Annotated in this window: 19 protein-coding genes; 14 read left to right on the top strand and 5 right to left on the bottom strand. The window is 70.0% G+C overall.

Features of this window, described 5'->3' with window-relative positions; translation table 11 throughout:
• The first annotated feature begins 19 nt into the window (after nt 1–19).
• Entirely contained in the window at nt 20–871 is an 852-nt protein-coding gene (locus tag F9C12_RS12275; protein ID WP_409465944.1) for a M23 family metallopeptidase, read from the top strand.
• A 212-nt stretch (nt 872–1,083) separates the two neighbouring features.
• A complete protein-coding gene (locus F9C12_RS12270; protein ID WP_409465943.1) occupies nt 1,084–2,172 on the top strand; it encodes a DUF4192 domain-containing protein in 1,089 nt (362 codons plus the stop codon).
• Between the two features lie 550 nt (nt 2,173–2,722).
• On the opposite strand, the gene galE is transcribed toward F9C12_RS12270, so the two are convergent.
• The 3 genes from galE to F9C12_RS12255 all read right to left on the bottom strand — a co-directional run bounded on the left by galE (nt 2,723) and on the right by F9C12_RS12255 (nt 5,697).
• The gene (galE, locus tag F9C12_RS12265; protein WP_409465942.1) at nt 2,723–3,703 is read right to left on the bottom strand and encodes a UDP-glucose 4-epimerase GalE; all 981 of its coding nucleotides are present in this window, start codon (nt 3,701–3,703) and stop codon (nt 2,723–2,725) included.
• Nucleotides 3,704–3,793: 90 nt separating this feature from the next.
• Nucleotides 3,794–4,978, bottom strand: coding sequence for a galactokinase (gene galK, locus F9C12_RS12260; protein WP_409465941.1), 1,185 nt, complete (start codon nt 4,976–4,978; stop codon nt 3,794–3,796).
• Nucleotides 4,975–5,697 carry a metal-dependent transcriptional regulator gene (locus tag F9C12_RS12255; protein WP_409182109.1) on the bottom strand — a complete coding sequence of 241 codons (723 nt, stop codon included), beginning with the start codon at nt 5,695–5,697 and terminating at the stop codon, nt 4,975–4,977. Before F9C12_RS12255 ends, galK begins: the two co-directional genes overlap by 4 nt.
• Nucleotides 5,698–5,806: 109 nt before the next feature.
• On the opposite strand from F9C12_RS12255, the gene F9C12_RS12250 reads away from it, so the two are divergent.
• From F9C12_RS12250 to F9C12_RS12235, 4 genes are all read left to right on the top strand, one after another.
• On the top strand, nt 5,807–6,646 hold the full coding sequence (locus F9C12_RS12250) for a sulfurtransferase (RefSeq protein ID WP_409465940.1): 840 nt from the start codon (nt 5,807–5,809) through the stop codon (nt 6,644–6,646).
• Between the two features lie 72 nt (nt 6,647–6,718).
• Entirely contained in the window at nt 6,719–7,444 is a 726-nt protein-coding gene (locus tag F9C12_RS12245; RefSeq protein WP_409465939.1) for a DJ-1/PfpI family protein, read from the top strand.
• A 581-nt stretch (nt 7,445–8,025) separates the two neighbouring features.
• Nucleotides 8,026–9,198, top strand: a complete 1,173-nt coding sequence (locus F9C12_RS12240) for an acetoin utilization protein AcuC (RefSeq protein WP_409182106.1) — start codon at nt 8,026–8,028, stop codon at nt 9,196–9,198.
• 365 nt (nt 9,199–9,563) lie between these two features.
• Complete coding sequence (locus F9C12_RS12235; RefSeq protein ID WP_409465938.1) at nt 9,564–12,404, top strand: GNAT family N-acetyltransferase; 2,841 nt, start codon at nt 9,564–9,566, stop codon at nt 12,402–12,404.
• On the opposite strand, the gene F9C12_RS12230 is transcribed toward F9C12_RS12235, so the two are convergent.
• Together F9C12_RS12230 and F9C12_RS12225 are read right to left on the bottom strand one after the other, a co-directional pair.
• Entirely contained in the window at nt 12,388–13,416 is a 1,029-nt protein-coding gene (locus tag F9C12_RS12230; protein WP_409465937.1) for an acyl-CoA dehydrogenase family protein, read from the bottom strand. The two genes, F9C12_RS12235 and F9C12_RS12230, sit on opposite strands and share 17 nt — an antisense overlap.
• A 12-nt stretch (nt 13,417–13,428) precedes the next feature.
• On the bottom strand, nt 13,429–14,592 hold the full coding sequence (locus F9C12_RS12225) for an acyl-CoA dehydrogenase family protein (RefSeq protein WP_409465936.1): 1,164 nt from the start codon (nt 14,590–14,592) through the stop codon (nt 13,429–13,431).
• 103 nt (nt 14,593–14,695) lie between these two features.
• Here F9C12_RS12225 and F9C12_RS12220 point away from each other — a divergent pair, with 103 nt between their 5' ends.
• From F9C12_RS12220 to F9C12_RS12185, 8 genes are all read left to right on the top strand, one after another.
• Nucleotides 14,696–14,881 carry a ferredoxin gene (locus F9C12_RS12220; protein ID WP_409182102.1) on the top strand — a complete coding sequence of 62 codons (186 nt, stop codon included), beginning with the start codon at nt 14,696–14,698 and terminating at the stop codon, nt 14,879–14,881.
• A 124-nt stretch (nt 14,882–15,005) separates the two neighbouring features.
• Entirely contained in the window at nt 15,006–15,887 is an 882-nt protein-coding gene (locus F9C12_RS12215) for a 3-oxoacyl-ACP reductase (RefSeq protein WP_409465935.1), read from the top strand.
• Nucleotides 15,888–15,899: 12 nt separating this feature from the next.
• A complete protein-coding gene (locus F9C12_RS12210) occupies nt 15,900–16,664 on the top strand; it encodes a glucose 1-dehydrogenase (RefSeq protein ID WP_409465934.1) in 765 nt (254 codons plus the stop codon).
• Between the two features lie 173 nt (nt 16,665–16,837).
• The gene (locus F9C12_RS12205; protein WP_344267887.1) at nt 16,838–17,629 is read left to right on the top strand and encodes an ABC transporter permease; all 792 of its coding nucleotides are present in this window, start codon (nt 16,838–16,840) and stop codon (nt 17,627–17,629) included.
• Nucleotide 17,630: 1 nt separating this feature from the next.
• The gene (locus F9C12_RS12200; protein WP_409182098.1) at nt 17,631–18,491 is read left to right on the top strand and encodes an MlaE family ABC transporter permease; all 861 of its coding nucleotides are present in this window, start codon (nt 17,631–17,633) and stop codon (nt 18,489–18,491) included.
• Nucleotides 18,488–19,843, top strand: a complete 1,356-nt coding sequence (locus F9C12_RS12195; RefSeq protein ID WP_409465933.1) for an MCE family protein — start codon at nt 18,488–18,490, stop codon at nt 19,841–19,843. Before F9C12_RS12200 ends, F9C12_RS12195 begins: the two co-directional genes overlap by 4 nt.
• On the top strand, nt 19,840–20,877 hold the full coding sequence (locus F9C12_RS12190) for an MCE family protein (RefSeq protein ID WP_409465932.1): 1,038 nt from the start codon (nt 19,840–19,842) through the stop codon (nt 20,875–20,877). Before F9C12_RS12195 ends, F9C12_RS12190 begins: the two co-directional genes overlap by 4 nt.
• Complete coding sequence (locus F9C12_RS12185) at nt 20,874–21,905, top strand: MlaD family protein (RefSeq protein ID WP_409465931.1); 1,032 nt, start codon at nt 20,874–20,876, stop codon at nt 21,903–21,905. Before F9C12_RS12190 ends, F9C12_RS12185 begins: the two co-directional genes overlap by 4 nt.
• The last annotated feature ends 32 nt before the right edge of the window (nt 21,906–21,937 follow it).

The raw sequence follows: 21,937 nt of genomic DNA, 5'->3' as shown, positions 1-21,937 counted from the left end.
CACCAGGAGGTACGCCCCCATGTCGAGAGTGAGCCGGTTCGCGGCGGTCGCGGCCGCGGTGGCCTTGCCCGCGTGCGGCCTGACCCTCGCCGTCCAGCCGGCGGCGTCCGCGGCCCCCAACTTCCAGGTGCCGTTCAAGTGCGGCGTCACGGTCACCGCGGCCACCTTCAGCGGCCACAACCCGGCCAATTCGGTCGACTTCCAGAAGTCCGGCATCACCGGCATGCCGGTGCTCGCGGCCGCGCCCGGGACGGTCACGCGCGTCGCGAACGAGGGCAGCACCAGCTACGGCCGCTGGATCGAACTGGACCACGGCGGCGGCTGGCGGACCCGGTACGCGCACCTGTCCGAGCAGGAAGTCTCGGTGGGCCAGAGCGTCGGGCAGGGCAAGGAGATCGGCAAAGCGGGCGCGACCGGCGGGGTGACCGGGCCGCATCTGCACTTCGAAGAGAACTTGAACGGCGTGACGCAGAAGGCCGTGCTGAACGGCGTCGCGGTGCCGTACTACGGCAAGAAGGACTTCACGAGCAAGAACGGCTGCGGCGGCAACCCGTACTCGGCGACGCAGGTGTGCGGCTCGGGCTTCTCGGTGATCGACCAGCAGGCGCTGGGGACGGCGGGCACCGCGTACCTGCTGTACAACTCGACCTCCAAAGAGAACTGCGTGACGACCCTGAAGGCGGTTTCCCTCGGGACGGCCAGCCCGGTCTCGGCGTTCCTGGAGGTGCAGAGCTCGACCAGGGCGACGGATTCGGGAAGCTTCACCTACTACGCCGGCCCGGTGAAGAAGAGCGCCGGTTCCACCTGCGTGAAGTGGGGCGGTTCGGTCGGCTCGTCCGCGTACGAGAGCCCGTTCGAACACTGCGGCTGAGGGGTTTCTGGCGGTGCTGCCGGAGCCTGGCCGGGCTCCGGCAGCGTTGTATCCATTGTGTCTATTGTGGATAGTTGTGGTCGATGCACCCGGCACCGACAATTTCCCGGGGTTCTCCTCGCCGGTGCCGTTGTTGTCCACAACCACCCGTTGTCGTCCACAGATTTGCCGCACCGGCCCCGATCCGCGGATTCGCGGCGCACAGTGGAGGCGTGACCACCTCGACGCCGCCCGGCATCTCCCGGGCCACCCTCCGCAATCCGGCCGACCTCATCGCCTCGCTCCCGTACCTGCTCGGGTTCCGTCCCGCCGATTCCCTGGTGCTGCTGGGCCATCGCGTCCCCGGCACCACGATCGGCCTGATGCTGCGCGCGGACCTTCCGCCGCGAGAACTCCAAGCGCAGCAAGCGGATGCGCTGATCCCGCGCTTCGCCGACCGTGAGCACAACGGCGTCACCGCCGTCCTCGTCGGCGGCTCGCCCGGCGAAAACGGACCGCCTCATAGACAATTCGTAGCCGAGCTGGAGCGTGTCCTCGCCCGGCACGATCTCCGCCTGTTCCATGCACTGTGGACCCCTTCGGTCGAACCCGGGGCGCCATGGTCGTGCTATCGAGACCCGGACTGCGTTGGCGTGCTGCCCGATCCACAGGAAACCGTGATCGCCGCCGCGACCACCGAGGCGGGCTTCGTGGTCTTCCGCAGCCGCGAAGAGCTGGCCGCTGTGCTGGAACCCCGGTCTCCGGAAGCGATCGCGCGCCGCGCTGCCTTGCTGGCTTCCTCTCCGGAACCGTTGCGCGGCCCGGGAATGTCGGAGAGCGATGTCCTGGACGCCGCGGCAACCGAACTTCGCGACGCGTTCCTCCGCCAACGCCACGGCGCGGGCCCTCCCGACGACGACCAAGCCGTCCGGCTCGCCCACGCGCTGATGCTCACCCCCGTCCGCGACGCCTGCCTCGCCCTCGCGGTCCCGCCGCACACGTCGCTGACCCGAGAGGCGGAGGAGGTGTGGCTGACGCTGGTCCGCGAACTCCCGCCGCCGCACCGAGCCGAGGCCGCGCTCCATCTTGGCTACACCGCATTGATGCGCGGGGAAGGCGCGCTAGCCGGGATGGCCCTGGCAAACGCGGTGGAAGCCGATCCGGAGCATTTGGTGGCGCAGTTGCTGCAGGCCGCGTGGAACATCGGCACGGACCCGGCAAAACTGACCGGCCTAGCCGACTACGGCACGGCGGTCGACCTCGGGCTGTCTCCGCCTCCGGAACCGGGGAGCGCTTCGGGCCCGCCGCGGGGGATGCGATGACGGTTGCGGCCGATCGCCAGTGAGGTCCGCTCCGGTGGGGAACGGCTGTGTGCGGCGGAATACCGGTCGCTCCGGCTGGTCTTCGTTTCGGGCTGCAGGCCAGGCCGGTGGTCCTTGGCCGGACCTTGTCACCCGCGCCGGGGCCGCGTCTCGCCGGTGTTCCGTTGCTGGCGGGGGAGCGATGAGTCCACAGTGGACTCTCGATGTCCTGCTTCGGGCGCTCTCGAAGCAGGACATCGCGGGGCGGGTCCTCTGCAGTCGATCGCCAGTGCCGTTCGCTCCGGCCGGGAGCGGCTGTGTTCGGCGGAATACCGGTCGCTCCGGCTGGTCTACGTCGGGGGCCGCAGGGAAGGCCGGTGGTCCTTAACCGGACCGTGTCACCCGCGCCGGGGACGCGCCCCGCTGGCGATCCCCGGCTGGCGGAGGCCAGACCGGTCCACAGCGGACTCCCGAGATCCTGCCTCGGCGCACCCGAAGGACGCCCGGCACGACAACACGGGGCAGGACCTCGCCCGAGCCCCCGCCCCGGACCGCCTTGCCCGGACCGCCGTCAGGAACGACGCGACTGCGTGAACTGCCAGGCGTCCGACACGATCCCGTCGAGGTCGGTCAGCTTGGGCGTCCACCCGAGTTCGCCGTTGGCCTTGTCGCTCGAGGCGACCAGCACCGACGGGTCCCCGGCGCGGCGCGGGGCCACGACGGCGGGGATCGCGTGCCCGGTGACCCGGCGGCAGGCTTCCACGACCTCCAGCACCGAGAACCCGGTGCCGCTGCCGAGGTTGTAGATGCGGTGCTCGCCCTCGGCGGCGTGGCGCAGGGCGAGGAGGTGGGCGTCGGCGAGGTCGACCACGTGGATGTAGTCGCGGACGGCCGTTTTGTCGGGCGTCGGGTAGTCGTCGCCGTAGATGGAGATGTGTTCGCGGTCGCCGGTCGCGACCTGGAGGACGAGAGGGATGAGATGGGTTTCGGTGGTGTGCCGTTCGCCGAACGCGCCGTAGGCGCCGGCCACGTTGAAGTACCGCAGGCTCACCGCGGCGAGGCCGTGGGCGCGGGCGAAGCTGGTGATCGCGTGGTCGATGGCGAGCTTCGACGCGCCGTAGGTGTTGGTCGGCTGCGTCGGGGCCGTTTCCGGGATCGGCGACACGTCCGGCTCGCCGTAGGTCGCCGCGGTGGAGGAGAACACCAGGCGCGGCGTGCCGTGCTTCTTCATCGCCTCCAGCAGCCGCAGCGAGGTCACCACGTTGCCTTCCCAGTACTTCGCCGGGTCGGCCATCGACTCGCCCACCAGCGACTTCGCGGCGAAGTGCAGCACGCCGTCGAAACCTTCGCCGAGCAGGTCCGCGGCGACCTCGGCGGCGTCGCCCTCGACGAAGCGCGCCTGCGGGTGCACCGCGTCCGCGTGCCCGGTCGACAGGTCGTCCACGACGGTGACCTGGTGACCCGCTTCGATGAGGCGGGCGGCGCACACGCTGCCCACGTACCCCGCGCCGCCCGTCACGATGAGCTTCAGGGGGCTTTGCTGGTCCGTCACGTCAAGGCCTTTCTGCTGAGGGGTGGCGACTCTGCGGCACAGTCTCCCCTCACCACGACGCGACGGACCCTCCGGGGGTTGCTCCGGAAATCAGGCCTCGTCGCGGCCCGCGCCGCGCGACGGCACCGCCGTGAACATCCGCGGACGGCGGAATCCGGCCTGCTCGCAGGCGGTTTCGACCGCGGTGCGCACTCCGTCCAGATCCTCGTCGCGGACCAGCGCGATCGCCGAACCGCCGAACCCGCCGCCGGTCATCCGCGCGCCCAGCGCTCCGGCCGTGCGGGCCGAATCGACCGCGAGGTCCAGCTCTGGCGTCGAGATGCGGTAGTCGTCGCGCATGCTCACGTGCGAAGCATCGAGGTACGGCCCGATCTCGGCCAGCTTCTTCTCGCGCAGCAACGCGACCACGTCGAGCACTCGCTGGTTCTCGGTGACCACGTGGCGCACCAGCGGAACCAGGTCCGCGGGCAGCTGCGCGAGGGCTTCGTCGAGCCCGTCGAGCGTGACGTCGCGCAACGCCTTCACGCCGAGCAGTTCCACCGCGCGCTCGGTGCCGCGCCGCCGCGCGCCGTAGCCGCCGTCGGTGTGCGAATGCTTGGTGCGGGTGTCCATGATCAGCACCCGGAGCCCGGCCTCGGAAAGCGGGAACGGGACCTGCTCCATCTCGCCCGAACGGACGTCGAGGAACAGCACTCGCGAGTCCTCGCAGCACAGCGACGCGGTCTGGTCGAGCAGCCCGGTGGGCGCGCCGACGAAGTCGTTCTCCGACCGCTGCACCCAGCGCGCGATCTCCGGACGCGAGGGGGTGCCCGCTCCGCCGTCTTCGAGTTCCACCCCGGCCACGCCCAGCAACGCCAGCGAAACCGCGCATTCCAGCGCGTGAGAGGAGGAAAGCCCGGCCCCGGACGGCACGTCGCCGGCGATGACCACGTCGGCTCCGCCCGCGTAGCCCTGGTCGCGCAGCACCCACGCCACCCCGGCGGGATACGCGGCCCATCCGGCGACCGAACCCGGTTCGAGCGCGGCGATGTCGTGCGGACCGGAGTGCTGCAGCTGCCCGTCGTCGCCGAGGGTGGCGACCCGGAGCTTGCCGTCCTCGCGCGGGGACGCGGCCGCGGCCAGCCGGTGCGGGAGCGCGAAGGGCAGCACGAAACCGTCGTTGTAGTCGGTGTGCTCGCCGATCAGGTTCACCCGGCCCGGCGCGGACCACACGCCTGCCGGGGCCCGCCCGTGGACGTCCTGGAACGCGCGCGCCGCGTCGGTCGCCGGGGTCACTTGGCGAGCGCCAGCACGGCGTGCAGCGCCGCGGTGGACACCTGCGCAGTGGTTTCGGTGCCCTTGACCTCGACGGTCGCGCTGCCGCCGGACGCCTTGCCGACCGTGACGAGCCCACCGGGCACGATCCCGACCGTGCGCAGCTCGGTGAGCAGCGACTCGTCGAGCTGCACGTGCTCGGCGATGCGCCGGATCTCGACGTCGCCGCCGCCGGTGCGGGCGAACTCGTCGAGGCGCACCAGTCCGTCCTCGGCGCGCGGCGCGGGATCGCCGTCGCCGAGCTTGTCGAGGCCGGGGATCGGGTTGCCGTACGGCGACGTGGTCGGGTGGTCGAGCAGCTTCACCAGCTTGCGCTCGACGGCCTCGCTCATCACGTGCTCCCAGCGGCACGCCTCGTTGTGCACGTGCTCCCACTCGAGGCCGATGACGTCGACGAGGAGGCGCTCGGCGAGCCGGTGCTTGCGCATGACCGCGACGGCGAGGTCGTGGCCGTGGTCGGTGAGCTGCAGATGCCGGTCGTCGGCGACGACGACCAGCCCGTCGCGCTCCATCCTGGCCACGGTCTGGCTCACGGTGGGCCCGCTCTGCTGCAGGCGCTCGGCGATCCGGGCCCGCAGCGGGACGACCCCTTCCTCTTCGAGCTCGTAGATGGTACGCAGGTACATCTCGGTGGTGTCGATGAGATCGTTCACGCTGTCCCCTTCGTCCGCGTAGCTCATCGTAGTCGTTGGCCCCGACAGCGACGGCTCGCCTCGGCGTAACGGCCCGGCCTCGCCGAAAAGTCCTGCCCTGGTGCGCGAACCGCGTCCGGACCTGCAGGATGGGGCCATGCGACCGTTGATCTCGCCCGCTGAGCTCGCCGCGTTCCCCGACCGAGACCGTCCCGTCGTGCTGGACGTCCGCTGGCGGCTCGGCGGACCGCCCGGAGCGGAGTCCTACCAGGAGGGACACCTGCCGGGAGCGGTGTTCGTAGACCTCGACACCGCGCTGGCCGCGCCGCCCGGCGAGGGCGGCCGCCACCCGCTGCCGGATCCGGCCGTGCTGCAGCGTGAGCTGCGGAAAGCCGGAGTGCGGACCGGGCATCCGGTGGTGGTCTACGACGACGCCGACGGTTCGGTCGCCGCGCGCGCCTGGTGGCTGCTGCGCTGGGTCGGCCATCCGGAGGTCGCGGTGCTCGATGGCGGTTACGCAGCGTGGTTGGCTGAGGGGCGGGAAGTGACCGCCGAAGCGCCTTCGCCGGAGCCGGGCGACTTCGAGGTCCGGCCGGGCGCCATGCCGGTCCTGTCGGCGGACGACGCGGCGGCGCTCGCGCGCGAAGGCGTGCTGTTCGACGCGCGGGCACACGTCCGCTACACCGGCGAAACCGAGCCGGTCGACCCGCGGGCCGGACACATCCCGGGTGCGGTCAGCGCGCCGTCGTCCGAGCACGCCGGCGCGGACGGGCGCTGGAAGTCGCCGTCCGAGCTGGCCGAGCGGTTCGCGTCGCTGGGCTTGACCGACGGGGTGCCGGTCGGCGCGTACTGCGGTTCGGGCGTCACGGCGTCGTCGGTGGTGCTCGCGCTGGAGGTTGCCGGGCATCCGGAGCCGGCCGCGCTGTATGCGGGGTCGTGGTCGCATTGGTCGCGCGATCCGGAACGTCCCGCGGCCACCGGTCCCGAGCGAGGCTGACTTCGCCGGAACTTTCCGCGCTGTGCGCCGACTTCTCGTCCGGAAGGCTTTTCCAGGCGAGAGGCGGCGTTCATGGAACGAAGAACATTCCTGCGCGGATCGGCGGCGGCCGGAGCGGCGATGGCGGCTGCGTCCGCCGCGGCACCGGCTGCTGCTGCGGCGACTCCCCAGGCGGCCGCGGGGCGGCGACCGTTGCGGGTTCAGGTGGTGTTGTTCGACGGCGTCGAGGAACAGGACTTCGCCGGTCCGTACGAGGTGTTCTCCGCAGCGGGCATGCACACGAAGCGCGGCACGGACGTTTCGTACGTGCGCGTCGACGGACCTGGCGTCGTGCGCGCGGCGTACGGGACGAAGGTGGAGGTCGAACGCGGCTGGTCGCCGCAGGACGCCGACATCATCGTCGTGCCCGGCGGCGGCTACGCGAAGCGGAACGGACCAGGCATCTGGGCGGAGATCGACCGCAAGGTGCTGCCGGACGCACTCGCCGCCGCGCCGCGCAAAGGGCTGACCCTGGCGTCGCTCTGCACAGGCACGCTGCTGCTCGGCGCGGCCGGACTGCTGCGCGGCCGCCCGTGCACGACACACCACGGCGCGACCGAGACACTCGTCCAGCAGGGCGGCGTGCTCAAGAAAGCCCGCGTAGTCGACGACGGCAACGTAGTCACCTCGGGCGGCATCACGAGCGGCCTCGACCTGGCCTTGTGGCTGGCAAAACGAGAACTCGGCTCCGACGCGGCGGCCGGGCTGGAAGAGATGCTCGAGTACGAAGCGCGCGGCGTCGTCTGGACGCGCGGCTGAACCGCTTCCGTCGCGGAACCCGGCTCGGACACGGTGGGGAAGTGGCATGCGACTGAGTGACTTCCCCGCCGCGGAAGAGGGCCCGGGGCCTGGCAGTTGAAGCGGCGTACGGCTGAGCCGCTTCCCACCGCGGAACGCGGCTCGGGCGCGGCGGCACGCGACGTGCGGCTGGGTGGCTTCCCCGCCGGGGAACGTGGCTCGGGGCGTCGTGCCCCACTGCGGATTGCGGCCCAGGGGCGCGGCGTGACTTGCGGCTGAGTCGCATCCTCCCCTCGGAAGCGGCCTCGGGGCGTGGCGGTTGAGGTGGTGTGCGGCTGAGTGGCTTCCGCACTGCGGAATGCGGCTCGGGCGCGGCTTCCTCGTGGCGGAACGGCTTGGGGCGCGGCGGTTCGAGCGACGTGTGGCTGGGTGACTTCCCTGCTGGCGGAATGCGGCCCGGAGACGCGACGGCAAGTGACGTTCGAGTCGCTTCCTCGCTGCGGAAGCGGGCTCGAGGCGTGGCGGTGAAGCGGCATGCGGCCGAGTGACTTCCCCGCCGCGGAACCCGGCTCGGGGCGGGGCGGGGAAGTACAGTGCGGTGCATGTCGTCGCCTGCAGTTGTCTGGGATCCGTCGCTGCTGAAGTACGACCTGGGCGGGCAGCATCCGTTCAACCCCGTCCGGCTCGACCTCACCGTGCGGCTGGCCGCTGAGCTGGGCGTGCTCGACGACGTCGAACTGCTCGTGCCCACCGCCGCGGGCGACGAGGAGCTGCTGCGCGTGCACGCTCCCGAGTACCTGGCCGCGGTGCGGGAAGCTCCGGATGTCGGGTGGGACGTCGGGCACGGGCTCGGGACCGACGACAACCCCGTGTTCCCCGGGATGCACGACGCGACCGCGCTGGTCGTCGGCTCGACGTTGCTCGCCGCGCGCAAGATCGCCGGCGGCGAGGTGCGGCGGGCAGTCAACATCGCGGGCGGGCTGCACCACGCGATGCGCGATCACGCCTCCGGTTTCTGCATCTACAACGACTGCGCGATCGCCATCTCATGGCTGCTCGACCACGGCTTCGACCGCATCGCGTACGTCGACACCGACGTGCACCACGGCGACGGCGTCCAAGCCGCGTTTTACGACGACCCTCGCGTGCTAACCGTTTCCATGCACCAGCACCCGTTCACGCTCTGGCCCGGGACCGGCTACTCCGCCGAGGTCGGCAAGGGCAAGGCAGCCGGCACGGCGGTGAACATCCCGCTGCCGCCGCACACGCGGGACCCCGGATGGCTGCGGGCGTTCGACGCGGTGGTTCCGGCTGTGCTGCGGGAGTTCGAGCCGCAGCTGCTGGTCACGCAGTGCGGGGTCGACTCGCACGAGGAAGACCCGATGGCGGACATGTCGCTGTCGGTCGACGGACACCGCACCATCTACTCCACGCTGCGCGACCTGGCCGAACGCTACGCGAACGGCCGCTGGCTGGCCGTCGGAGGCGGGGGATACCAGCTGATCCGCGTGGTGCCGCGCTCGTGGACGCACCTGATGGCGACCGTGCTGGACCGCGACGTCCCGCCGGAAACGCCGCTGCCGCCCGGCTGGGTCTCGACGGTCCAGCGCGCCGCCCCGGCCGCCGACCTCCCCGCCGCGATGACCGACGGCGAGGACACCGCCTTCAAACCGTGGGGCGACGACGCGGACGACCCGGTGGACATCGCGATCCGCGACACCCGCCGAGCGATCTTCCCGCTGCACGGCCTCGACCCGGACGATCCGAGGGACTGACCATGCCCGACCACCCGAGCCACCCCGCGACCGGCGACCCCGGTGCGGGCGACCCCGCTCCCGACGCCCGCACCACGGGCGCATCCGGCGGAACCGATGCTCCTAATCCCGGCCGCGACGCCCGTTACCGCGCGGGAGGGCCTGGCGCGGTTGGAACGCCGGAGCCGGGTGATGCTTCCGCCGGAGCACGGGGTTCGGGCGCCGATGGCAGGCACGGAGGAACCGGCTCGTCAGGCAGATCCGCGTCGGGCGGCGAGCCGAGTGCGTCCGGCGGGGCTTCAGCGGCGAACCCGGCGGCGAGGGGGCGTGCGGCTTCGGAACGGCATGCTTCGGCAAGGGAATTTCCCGTCGCGGGAGGCGATGCGATGTCCAGCGAGTTCGGAACCGGTGACCCAGACGCGGCGGGGCGCGGTGCGGCTTCCGGCGAGTCTTCGGCGAATCCGGCAGCGGGCGGAAGCGGCGAGGGGCACCGGCCCGCCGTGAGCGGCGAAGCGGAGAAAGGCGCCGCCCCAGAACACCCCGCCGCCGACGGGAAGCGCGATCCCTACGACTACCCCCGCGATTGGGAAGCCGACGTAGTCCTCTCCGACGGCGGCACTGTCCACTTGCGACCCGTCGTTCCCAGTGACGCCGACGGGCTTGTCGCCTTGCACAGCAGGCTGTCGGACCGCACGCGTTACTTCCGCTACTTCGGCGCTTACCCGCGCATTCCGCCGCGGGATCTTGAGCGGTTTTCCACTGTGGACCACCACGATCGGGTTGCGTTTGTCGCCTTGTTGGGGGACGACGTGGTTGCGGTGGGGCGTTACGAGCGGCTCGACCAAGGGCCTTCGGCGGAGGTCGCGTTCGTTGTCGACGACAAGCATCAGGGGCGGGGGCTCGGGTCGATTCTGCTGGAGCATCTCGCTGCGGCGGCATCAGAGTGTGGGTTGCGGCGGTTTGTCGCCGAGGTGTTGAGCGAGAACGCGGCGATGGTGCGCGTGTTCCGTGACGCGGGCTATCAGGTCAGCCGCGCGATCGAGGAAGGCGTGTTGCATCTCGAGTTCGACATCGACCCTACCGAGGAATCGCTCGCGGTTGCCCGGTCGAGGGAGCAGGCGGCCGAGGCGCGGAGTGTGCACAATTTGCTCCATCCCGAGACCGTGGCGGTGATCGGGGCGTCCGCGGATCCCACCAAGGTCGGGCACGTGGCGTTCGCGAACCTGCTCGCGGCGGATTTCGCGGGGGCCGTCTATCCGGTCAATCCGGAGCATCGGTCTGTTCGCGGGGTGCGGGCGTATCCGTCCGTGCTGGACATTCCGGATCCGGTTGATCTGGCGTTGGTGGCAGTGCCCGCGGAGGCCGTTGAGTCGGTGCTGGACGCGTGTTTGGCCAAGGGCGTCAAGACGCTGGTGATCGTGTCCGGCGGGTTCGCCGAATCGGGGCCGCTCGGGTTGCACGCGGAGTTGCGGCTGGTCGGCGAGGCGCGGGCGCACGGGATGCGGGTGGTCGGGCCGAATGCGTTGGGGGTGCTGAACACCGCCAAGGACGTTCGGCTCAACGCGACGCTCGCGCCGCGGTTGCCGAAGCGGGGGCGGACCGGGTTCTTTTGTCAGTCCGGTGCGCTGGGGACGGCGATTCTCGCCGACGCGGGGTCGCGCGGGCTCGGGTTGTCGACGTTCGTGTCGGCGGGCAACCGGGCGGACGTGTCCGGCAACGATCTGCTGCAGTATTGGGAGACCGATCCGGACACCGATCTGGTGTTGCTGTACCTGGAGTCGTTCGGCAACCCGCGCAAGTTCGCGCGGCTGGCTCGACGGTTGGCGCGGTCGAAGCCGATCGTCGCGGTGAAGTCCGGGCGGCATGCGGTGCGGCCGCAGCTCGCGGCGACGTCGGCGGAGGTCGACGAGGCCAGTGTGCAGGCGTTGTTCGAGCAGGCTGGCGTTGTGCGGGTCGAGTCGCTGGCGCAGTTGTTCGACACGGCGCTCGTCTTCGCGCATCAGCCGTTGCCTGCCGGACCGCGGATCGGGATTGTCGGGAACTCCAGTGCTATCGGGTTGCTGGCCGCGGATACCGCTCGCGCGGAGGGGTTGCGGCTGGCGTTCGATCCGGTCGACATCGGGCCGCAGGCTGGACCGGACGAGTTCGCGCGAGCGGTGCGCGAGGCGTTGGATTCTCCGGACACCGACGCGTTGATAGCGGTGTTTGCGCCGCCGGTGGCGATTCCTGGGGCTGCGTACGCGCGAGCGTTGCGCGAAGCGGTGTCGGAGATGAAGCAGTCGAAGCCGATCGTCTCGACGTTCCTTGCCGCGGAAGGCGTGCCGGACGAGTTAGCGGTGCTGTCCGACGACGGTGTGCCGACGCGTGGGTCGATTCCGTCGTATTCGAGCCCGGAGCGTGCGGTGAACGCGTTGGCGCGCGTCGTGCGGTACGCGGCGTGGCGGCAGCGGCCGCAGGGGACGTTGGTGCGGCCTGGCGGGCTGCATGTGGAGCAGGCGCAGGAGATCGTGCGCGAGTTGTTGCCGGAGGACGGCAGTTCGACGCTGCTGTCGGACGACGACGTGGTGCGGTTGCTCAGCTGTTACGGCGTGGATGTGGTGCCGTTCCGGGTGGCGTCTAGCGAAGACGCAGCTGTAGCGGCGGCGGCAGAGCTTGGCTATCCGGTCACGTTGAAGGCGGTCGACGAGCGGTTGCGCGGACGGCCGGACTTCGCGGGCGTACGGCTTGACCTGATGTCCGAAGAGTCCGTACGGGTCGCGTACCGGGATCTGTGCGCGGTGTCTGGCGACGAAGACGTGTACGTGCAACAGATGGCACCGAAGGGGCTGTCGTGCGCAATCGGGCTGCAGGACGACCCGTCGTTCGGCACGCTGGTGTCGTTCGGGCTGTCCGGGTTGGTGAGCACGCTGCTCGGCGATCGCGCGTACCGGGCGGTGCCGTTGACGGACGTTGACGCGGCGACGCTGATCCGTGAACCCCGTACGTCGCCGTTGCTGACCGGGTATCGCGGTGACGAGCCCGCGGACCTCGCGGCGTTGCAGGACATGGTGTTGCGCGTCGCGGCGCTCGCGGAGGACAACCCCGAGGTGCGGTCGCTGGCGTTGGATCCGATCCTCGCGTCGCCGGACGGCGCGTTCGTCGCCAACGCGCGGCTGGTGGTGGGCGCACCGCCGACGCGGCCGGATACCGGACCGCGTCGGCTGCGGCACATCACGCCGTTGGACTGACTACCAGTTCGCCGAGGGCCAGCAGTTGCTCCGTCGCGCCGCCGCTGGTGAATTCCAGGCGCTTCGCGGCGGCGAAGTAGCGGTGCACGGGGTGTTCGACGTCGATGCCGACGCCGCCGTGCAGGTGCACCGCGGTGTGTGCGACGCGATGTCCGGCTTCGGCGGCCCAGAACTTCGCGGTGGCGACGTCTTCGGCGGCGGGAAGGCCTTCGGAGAGCTTCCAGGCTGCCTGCCACAGCGTCAGGCGTACGGCTTCGACGTCGATGTACGCGTCGGCGAGCCGGTGTCGGACGGCTTGGAAGCTGCCCAGCACCTTGTCGAACTGCTTGCGTTCACGCGTGTACGCGGCCGTCAGTTCAAGCGCGCGCTCCAGCACGCCCAACTGTTGAGCGCAAGCGCCGAGAGTGCCGCGAAGGCGCAGCTGTTCGCCGACATCGCCGAGGGCGACGCCGGGAGTGTCGGACAGCGTCACCAAACCAGCGTCAGCATGGTCAGTGGTGGACTGCGCTTCGATAGAGACCCCGTCCGCGTCTTTCTCGACGATGTACACGCCGTCGTTGGCTTCGACGAGCAACGCGTCCGCGAAGGCACCGAAGGGGACGGCGGTCTGCGTACCGGTGAGGCGTCCGTCTGAAGCGACGAAAGAGCCACCCAACGCGACAGCGAGCACGGCTTTGCCGCGAGAAACCGGAAGCAGCCATCGCTCAGCCAGCGAAGGGTCGGTGAGCACCGAACCTGCCTGGACGACCGACGACAGATAGGGGACCGGGGCGACCGCGCGGCCGATCTCGATCAGGACGGAACACTGCTCCAGCAAGCCGAAACCACCGCCGCCGACCGTCGCGGGCAGGGCGGCGTCGAGGACTCCGGAGCTGGCCAGAACAGTCCACAGTGGAGCGTCGAAGCCGCCGGATCCGTGCGGGCCCAGCGATTCCGCGGTGACCCGGTCGGCGAGGATGCGCCGGGTCAGTGCGGAAAGGTCGGTTTGTGCTTCGGTGAGAGAGAAGTCCACCGGGAGAACTCCTTAACGTGTCACGGGCTGGCCGAGGGCGGTGGCGGCGACGATGTCGCGCTGCACCTCGTTGGTGCCGCCGCCGAAAGTGAGGATCAACGCCGAACGGTGCAGCCGTTCCAGCCGTCCCGCGAGCACCGCGCCGGGGGACCCGTCGCGCACCACGGCGGCCGCGCCGACCACCTCCATCAGCAGCCGGTACGCCTCGATCGCCATCTCGGTGCCGTACACCTTGGTCGCCGACGCCTCGGCCGGGCCCAGTTCGCTGGCCGCGGCGGCCCAGGCGATCTTCCAGTTCCGCAGCTTCAGGTACTCGGCATAAGCGTGCACGCGCGCGAGGTGCGTGCGGACCCATTCGCGGTCGGTCAGCGACTCCGCGCGGGCCCATTCCACGACGTCGGCCAGCGCTTTCCGCACCGGCGCGGCCGAGGTGAGCGCGACGCGTTCGTGGTTGAGCTGGTTGGTGATCAGCGGCCAGCCGGCGTTCTCCTCGGCGACCCGCGACGTGACCGGCACGCGAATGTCGTCGTAGTAGGTCGCGCTGGTCCCGGGCCCGGCCACGGTGTGCACCTTCGTCCAGGAGAACCCCGGCGCGGAGGTCGGCACGATCAGGATCGACAGGCCCTTGTGCTTGCGCGCCTCCGGATCGGTGCGCGCGGCGAGCCACACGTAGTCGGCGTACTCGATCAGGCTGGTCCACATTTTCTGGCCGTTGACCACGTACTCGTCGCCGTCGCGGACCGCCCGCGTGCGCAGCGAGGCGAGGTCGGTGCCCGCGCCCGGTTCGGAGTAGCCGATCGAGAAATGCAGCTCGCCCGCGGCGATCTTCGGCAGGTAGAACGCCTTCTGGTCCGGGGTGCCGAAGCGCATGATCGTCGGGCCGATCGTGTTCACCGTCAGGAACGGCACCGGCACCCCGGCGACCGCCGCCTCGTCGGTGAAAATCAGCTGGTCGAGCATGCTCCGGTCCTGGCCGCCGTACTCGCGCGGCCAGCCGAGCGCGAGCCAGCCGTCCTTGCCGAGCTGCCGCACGATTTCCTTGTACGCCAAGCCGTCGCCGTACTCGCCGCCCGGCGCGGCGAGGCTTTCGCGCCGCGCCGGCGTCATCAGTTCGGCGAAGTAATCCCGCAGCTCGGCAGCCAGTGCCCGCTGCCGCGGCGTGTAGTCGATCCGCACCCGTCACCTCCACCCCGCCGGTCTCGTTGTGGTGTCGTACCGGGCCCCGGCGGTAAGCTAGAACCTGTTCTAGTTGTACCAGGAGTGGCGGACGGGAGGAAGCATGGAGGTCAGTGTCGACCGGTCGCTGTGCGAGGCGAACGCGGTCTGCGTGGGGTTCGCGCCGGAGGTCTTCGATCTCGACGACGACGAGAACCTGGTGATCGGACCGGTGCCGGACGAAGAAGTAGAACGTGTTTCGCAAGCGGTCACCAACTGCCCGAAAAACGCCCTGTTCACAACCGATTGATCGGGGCTTGCTCAATACGAGAACAGATTCTAGTCTGGGCAGCGACAGGCAGGCTTCGACGAGGAGGCTCGCGGGTGGAACCGACCGCAGGGAACACGTACGGCGACCGGGTTGGAGCGGTTCGATGACGCTGGAGGGCAAGGTCGCTGTCGTCACCGGGGCGGGAGCGGGGCTCGGCCGGGCCGAGGCGCTCGCGCTGGCCCGCGAAGGCGCGTCCGTCGTGGTCAACGACGTCGGCGAGGCGAAGGACGTCGTGGCCGAGATCGAACGGCACGGCGGCAAAGCGCTCGCGGTGGCCGGGGACGTCTCGGCCTCCGAGACCGCGAAGGAGCTGCTGTCGGCCGCGGTGGACCACTTCGGCAGCCTCGACATCGTCGTGAACAACGCGGGCGTGCTCCGCGACCGGATGCTGTTCTCGATGTCCGACGAGGACTGGGACAAGGTCATCGCGGTGCACCTGCGCGGGCATTTCCTGCTGTCCCGCAACGCCGCCGCGTACTGGCGCGATCGCTCCAAAATGGAGGGAAAGCCGGTGTACGGCAGGCTGGTGAACACCGCGTCCGAGGCGTTCCTGGTCGGTTCTCCCGGACAGCCCAACTACTCGGCGGCCAAGGCCGGGATCGCGGCGCTCACCGTGTCCGCGGCGCGCGGGCTGGCGAAGTACGGCGTGCGCGCCAACACGATCTGCCCGCGCGCCCGCACCGCGATGACCGCGGATGTCTTCGGCGAAGCACCCAAGGACGGACTGGATCCGTTGTCCGTCGAGCACGTTGCTCCGTTTGTCGCATTCCTCGCTTCCCCGGAGGCGGACGCGATCAACGGCCAGGTTTTCGTGGTGCACGGCGGCATGGTCGCGTTGCTGAAACCGCCGTCGGTCGAGGAGCGGTTCGACACCGCGAACGGAGCCTGGACCACCGGTGAACTCGCCGCGACCGTCGGCGCGCACTTCGCCGGTCGCGACCCGGAGCGGATGTTCGCCGCGACCGACCTGCTTTCGCTGCCCTGAACCGGAGGACGCATGACTGAGCACCGGCTGTCCGGCAAGGTCGCCCTCATCACCGGCGCGGCCCGCGGACAGGGCGCGGCCGCCGCGCGAGCGTTCGTCGCGCAAGGCGCGAAGGTGGTGATCGCCGACGTCCTCGACGACGAAGGCAAGGCGCTCGCCGCGGAACTCGGCGACGCGGCGGTGTTCTGCCATCTCGACGTGAGCGACGAGGACGGCTGGACCGCGGCGGTCGAGACCACGATCGCCGAGTTCGGGCCGCCGACGGTGCTGGTCAACAACGCCGGGGTGCTGTACTTTTCGGAACTCGCGAAGACGCCGCTCGCCGAGTACGAACGCGTCGTGCGGATCAACCAGATCGGGGCGTTCCTCGGCATGCGCTCGGTCGTTGAACCCATGGCCGGGGCCGGCGGCGGCTCCATCGTCAACGTGTCCTCTGTGGAGGGTCTGGCCGGGATGCCGTTCCTCGTCGCCTACACCGCGACCAAGTTCGCGATCCGCGGGATGACCAAGGTCGCCGCGCTGGAACTGGGCCCGCGCGGGATCCGGGTCAACTCGGTGCATCCGGGCATGATCGACACGAAAATGGTGTCCGACGCGGCGGGCGCGGACGTGGACGTGTCCTGGGTCGGCAAGAAGGTCGCGCTCGGCCGGGTGGGCCGCGCCGACGAGATCGCGCCGCTGCTGGTGTTCCTCGGCAGCGACGAGAGTTCGTACTGCACCGGTGCCGAGTTCGTCGCCGACGGCGGGGCCACCGCGACGCATGCGCTGAAATTGTGATTGCGGAGCGAAGCTCCTCCGCTGAGGGCGGCGGCGGGGGCATGGACGGGTGTGAACGGTGCTCGTGCGCCTAGGGTGACGGCTGGGGGCCGGAGGGACGGGAGTGAACACCGCTAACCGAAATCGGCGGGCGGGGATGGGCAAGACTCGGGGGTGACTTACTGGGAGGTGCGGTGGGCGGAAGCGGCTCGGTCACTCTCCCGGGCACCGCGGCGCTGACCCAGGTCGGCCGGCTCGCCACGCTGTCCTGGGAGGTCCTGCGGGCGATCTTCAAGCGTCCGTTCCAGTTCCGCGAATGGATCCAGCAGTGCTGGTTCTTCGCGAGCGTGACCATTCTGCCGACGGCGCTGGTCGCGATCCCGTTCGGCGCGGTCATCGCGCTGCAGCTCGGATCGCTGACCACGCAGATCGGCGCGCAGTCCTTCACCGGCGCCGCCAGCGCGCTCGCCATCGTGCAGCAGGCGAGCCCGCTGATCACCGCGCTGCTGGTCGCCGGGGCCGGGGGAAGCGCGGTCTGTGCCGATATCGGCGCGCGGAAGATCCGCGAGGAAATCGACGCGATGGAAGTGCTCGGGGTCAACCCGATCCAGCGCATCGTGGTGCCGAGGGTGCTCGCCGCGATCGTGGTGTCGGTGCTGCTCAACGGCCTGGTCAGCGTCGTCGGCGTGCTCGGCGGCTACTTCTTCAACGTGGTCCTGCAAGGCGGCACGCCCGGCGCGTACCTGGCCAGCTTCAACGCGCTCGCGCAGGTGCCGGACCTCTGGATCAGCGAAATCAAGGCGTTCCTGTACGGCTTCGTCGCGGGCGTGGTCGCCGCGTTCCGCGGGCTGAACCCGGCGGGCGGGCCGAAGGGCGTCGGCGACGCGGTGAACCAGGCGGTGGTGATCACCTTCCTGCTGCTGTTCCTGATCAACGTCGTGCTGACCGCCGTGTACCTCAAAGTCGTGCCCCCGAAGGCGCTGTGACATGACCGCCGAACCGATCGAGCAGCCGCGCACGTCCGACCGGACGCTGGAGATCATCGCGCGCCCCGGCGCGAGTCTCGAAGGACTCGGGAAACAGCTGTCGTTCTACGGCCGGGCCTTGGCCTGGTCGCCGCGCACGATCCGCCGCTACGGCCGCGAAACCACCCGGCTGCTCACCGAGGTCTGCTTCGGCACCGGCGGGCTCGCGGTGATCGGCGGGACGCTCGGCGTGATGATCGGCATGACGCTGTTCACCGGCCTGATCGTGGGCCTGCAGGGGTATTCCGCGCTGAACCAGCTCGGCACCGCCGCGCTCACCGGGTTCATTTCGGCTTACTTCAACACCCGCGAGGTCGCTCCGCTGTCGGCCGGGCTCGCGCTGTCGGCCACCGTCGGCTGCGGGTTCACCGCGCAGCTCGGCGCGATGCGGATCTCCGAGGAGATCGACGCGCTCGAAGTGATGGCCGTGCCGAGCATGCCGTACCTGGTCACCACGCGCGTGCTCGCCGGGGTCACCGCGGTGATCCCGCTGTACGCGGTGGGCCTGCTCTCCTCCTACCTCGCGTCCCGGCAGATCACCATCTGGCTCTACGGCCAGTCCGCGGGCACGTACGACCATTACTTCACGCTGTTCCTCCCGCCGGAGGACGTGCTGTGGTCGTTCGCCAAGGTGATCGTGTTCAGCGTGCTGGTGATCCTTTCCCATTGCTACTACGGCTATACCGCGTCCGGCGGGCCGGCCGGGGTGGGCGTCGCGGTCGGCCGCGCGGTGCGCACGTCGATCGTGCTGATCTCGGTGCTGGACTTCTTCCTGAGCCTCGCGATCTGGGGCGCGAACACGACAGTGCGGATATCCGGATGAGTACCCGTCGAGAGTTGCGCAAACGGCTCCAGTACCAGCTGCTGGGGCTGGTGTTCCTGGTCGTGGCGGCGTTGTTCTTCACCACGACGATCGCCGCGTACCGCAAGGTGTTCACGCCGGTCACGCTCGTGAAGCTGGAGACCGACCACGTCGGCAGCCAGCTGCGCGTCGGCGGCGACGTGAAGGTGCGCGGCATGCTCGTCGGCGAGATCCGCGACGTGCGGCCGGTCGGCGACCACGCGGAGCTGGAACTGGCGCTGCAGCCGGACAAGACCGACGTGATCCCGTCGAACGTTTCGGCGCGGCTGCTGCCGAAAACCCTGTTCGGCGAACGCTATGTCGCGCTTCAGCTGCCCGAGCGGCCGCAGCGGCCGATCAAGGCGGGCGACGTCATCCCGCAGGACCGCAGCAGCACCGCGATCGAGCTGGAGCAGGTGCTCAACCACGTCATGCCGCTGCTGCAGGCGGTGCAGCCGGAAAAGCTGTCCAGCACGCTCAACGCCGTGTCCACCGCGCTCGACGGACGCGGGAAGAAGCTCGGCGAGACGCTGACCCAGCTGTCTGACTACCTCGGCAAGCTCAACCCGTCGCTGCCCGATCTCAAGGCCGACATCACCGGGCTGGCCAACGTTTCCGGCATCTACGACAAGGCCGCTCCGGACGCGCTGCAGGCGCTGGCGGACCTCACCACGACGACGCAGACCGTGGTGGAGAAACAGCGCGGCCTGACCGATCTGTACGCCTCGGTGACCGGCACCGCCACCGACCTGACGCGCTTCCTGGAAGTCAACAAGGACAACATCATCCGCCTCACCACCGCCGTGCAGCCCACGCTCGACGTGCTCGCGAAGTACGCGCCGGAATACCCGTGCCTGTTCAAGCAGCTGGCCGGGACGGTGCCGAACGCGGAGCTGGCGTTCGGCAAGGGCACCGCGCATCCGGAGGTCAGCCGCGTGACGATCGAGTTCTCGGCGAGCCGCGGCAAGTACCTGCCCGGCGTCGACGAGCCGAAGTACGACGACAAACGCGGCCCGCGCTGCTATCCGCAGGTGCCGAAACCCGGCCGCTGGCCGCAGTATCCGCCGGACGGCGCGGTGAAGGACGGGGCGACCAAGCCCGCGCCGCCGCACGATCCGGACGGCACGCTGCCCAGCGATTTCACCGACGGCCCGCTGCCCGGCGGGTCCGGGTCGACCGGCGGCGCGCCGAGCATCGTCGGGTCGGCCGACGAGCAGAAGCTGCTCGACCTGCTGGCCTCGCCGACGCTGAACACCACGCCGGACCAGGTGCCGGGCTGGTCGTCGCTGCTGGTCGGGCCGCTGTACCGCGGGGCGGAGGTGGAGCTGAAATGAGGTCGTTCGTTCCCGCCCTGGTCAAGATCGGCATCTTCGCCGTGGTCACCGTGCTGCTCACCGGGATCCTCGCCACCACGATCGCGAACACGAACTTCGGCAGCACCGCGTCCTACGTCGCGAAGTTCACCGACGCGTCCGGCCTGCAAGCCGGCGACGACGTGCGGATCTCCGGCGTGAAGGTCGGCCAGGTCGAGACGATCGCGGTCGACCAGGGCGAGCAGAACTACGCCGAGGTGCGGTTCCTCGTCGAGTCCGCGTACAAGCTGCCCTCGCTCGCCACCGCGACCATCAAGTACCGCAACCTCGTCGGCCAGCGCTACCTCTCGCTCGGCACCGACGTCAGCGGCGGCGACACGCTGTCTCCCGGCGACACCATCCCGCCGGAGCGGACGAAACCGGCGCTGAACCTGACCGTGCTGTTCAACGGGTTCAAGCCGCTGTTCAAGGCGCTGGACCCGAAGGAGGTCAACCAGCTCTCGGCCGAGATCGTGCAGGTGTTCCAGGGCGAGGGCGGCACGATCACCAGCCTGCTGTCGCACACCGCGTCGATCACCACGTCGATCGCGGGCAAGGACAAGGTGATCGGGCAGGTCATCGACAACCTCAACCAGGTGCTCAGCACGGTCAACGCGCGCGGCTCGCAGCTCGGCGACCTCGTCGACCAGACGCAGCGGCTGGTGAGCGGGCTGGCGCAGCAGCGCAAGCCGATCGGCGACGCGGTGGGCGCGCTCGGCGACCTCACCAACGCGACCGCGGGCCTGCTCGCCGACGCGCGGCCGGTCGTGCAGCAAGACGTGACCCAGCTCGGGAAGCTGGCGAACAACCTCAACGATTCGCAGCCGCTCATCGAGCACCTGCTGCGGGTGCTGCCGGGCAACCTGGAGAAGTTCACCCGGACCCTGAGCTACGGCAGCTGGTTCAACTACTACCTGTGCGGGATCGAAGGCACCATCGGCATTTCCTCGCTGGACGTGACCCTGCCGATCGTCCCGGTCCCCGGCACCGAACGCGCGCCGAGGTGTGGCCCGTGAAACGACTCAAAGACCGCAACCAGGCCGGCGTCGGCGCGGTGACGCTCGTGCTCATCGTGCTGGTGACCGCGGTGACGTACTTTTCCGACAGCATCCCGATGTTCGGCAACGGCACCACCTACACCGCGGCGTTCGCCGAGTCCGCCGGGCTCGCGCCGGACAACGAGGTGCAGGTGGCCGGCGTCAAGGTCGGGCAGGTGACCTCGGTGGAACTGGGGCACAAGCAGGTGCTCGTGAAGTTCCGGGTGAAGGGCGTGCGAGTCGGCGACGCGTCCACGGCGTCGATCGAGATCAAGACGCTGCTGGGGGAGAAGTACCTCGCGCTGGACCCGAAGGGCGGCGGCACGCAGGCGCCCGGCGACACGATCCCGGTGCAGCGCACGCGGACGCCGTTCCAGCTGCAGGACGCGTTCAACCAGCTGTCCACCACGGTCGGCGACATCGACACGAAGCAGCTCGCGCAGAGCTTCACCGTGCTGTCGGATTCCCTCAAGGACAGTCCGAAGTACTTGAAGGACACGCTGTCCGGGCTGTCGGCGTTGTCGAAGACGGTGTCCTCGCGCGACGCCGATCTGCACACGCTGCTGGCCAACACGAGCAAGATCTCGAAGACGCTGTCCGACCGGAACGCGCAGCTGCAGCAGGTGATCAGCGACGGGAATCTGCTGCTGACCGAACTGCAGCAGCGCCGGGAACAGATCAGCACGCTGCTCAAGGGCACGCAGGAGATCTCGAAGCAACTGTCCGGGCTGGTCGCGGACAACCGCACGCAGCTGGGGCCGACGCTCGCCGCGCTCGGGAAGGTGACCGATGTGTTGCAGCGCAACCAGGGCAACCTCGACCGGAGCCTGCAGCTGATGGCTCCGTTCGCCCGGGTCGGCGCGAACGCGACCGGCAACGGGCGCTGGTTCGAGGGGTACCTGTGCGGCCTGCTGCTGCCGACGATCACGGTGGGCGGACTGTCGATCAACCCGGAGGGCTGCACGCCGCCGATCTCCGCACCTGATCAGGGGGTGGGTGGACGATGACTACCGCCGACGTACTTTTTCCCGCGGAGGCG

The organism is Amycolatopsis sp. GA6-003, assembly GCF_046267895.1.
In the GTDB taxonomy this organism is placed as follows: Bacteria; Actinomycetota; Actinomycetes; order Mycobacteriales; family Pseudonocardiaceae; genus Amycolatopsis.
This window is presented reverse-complemented; position numbering and strand designations above follow the sequence as displayed.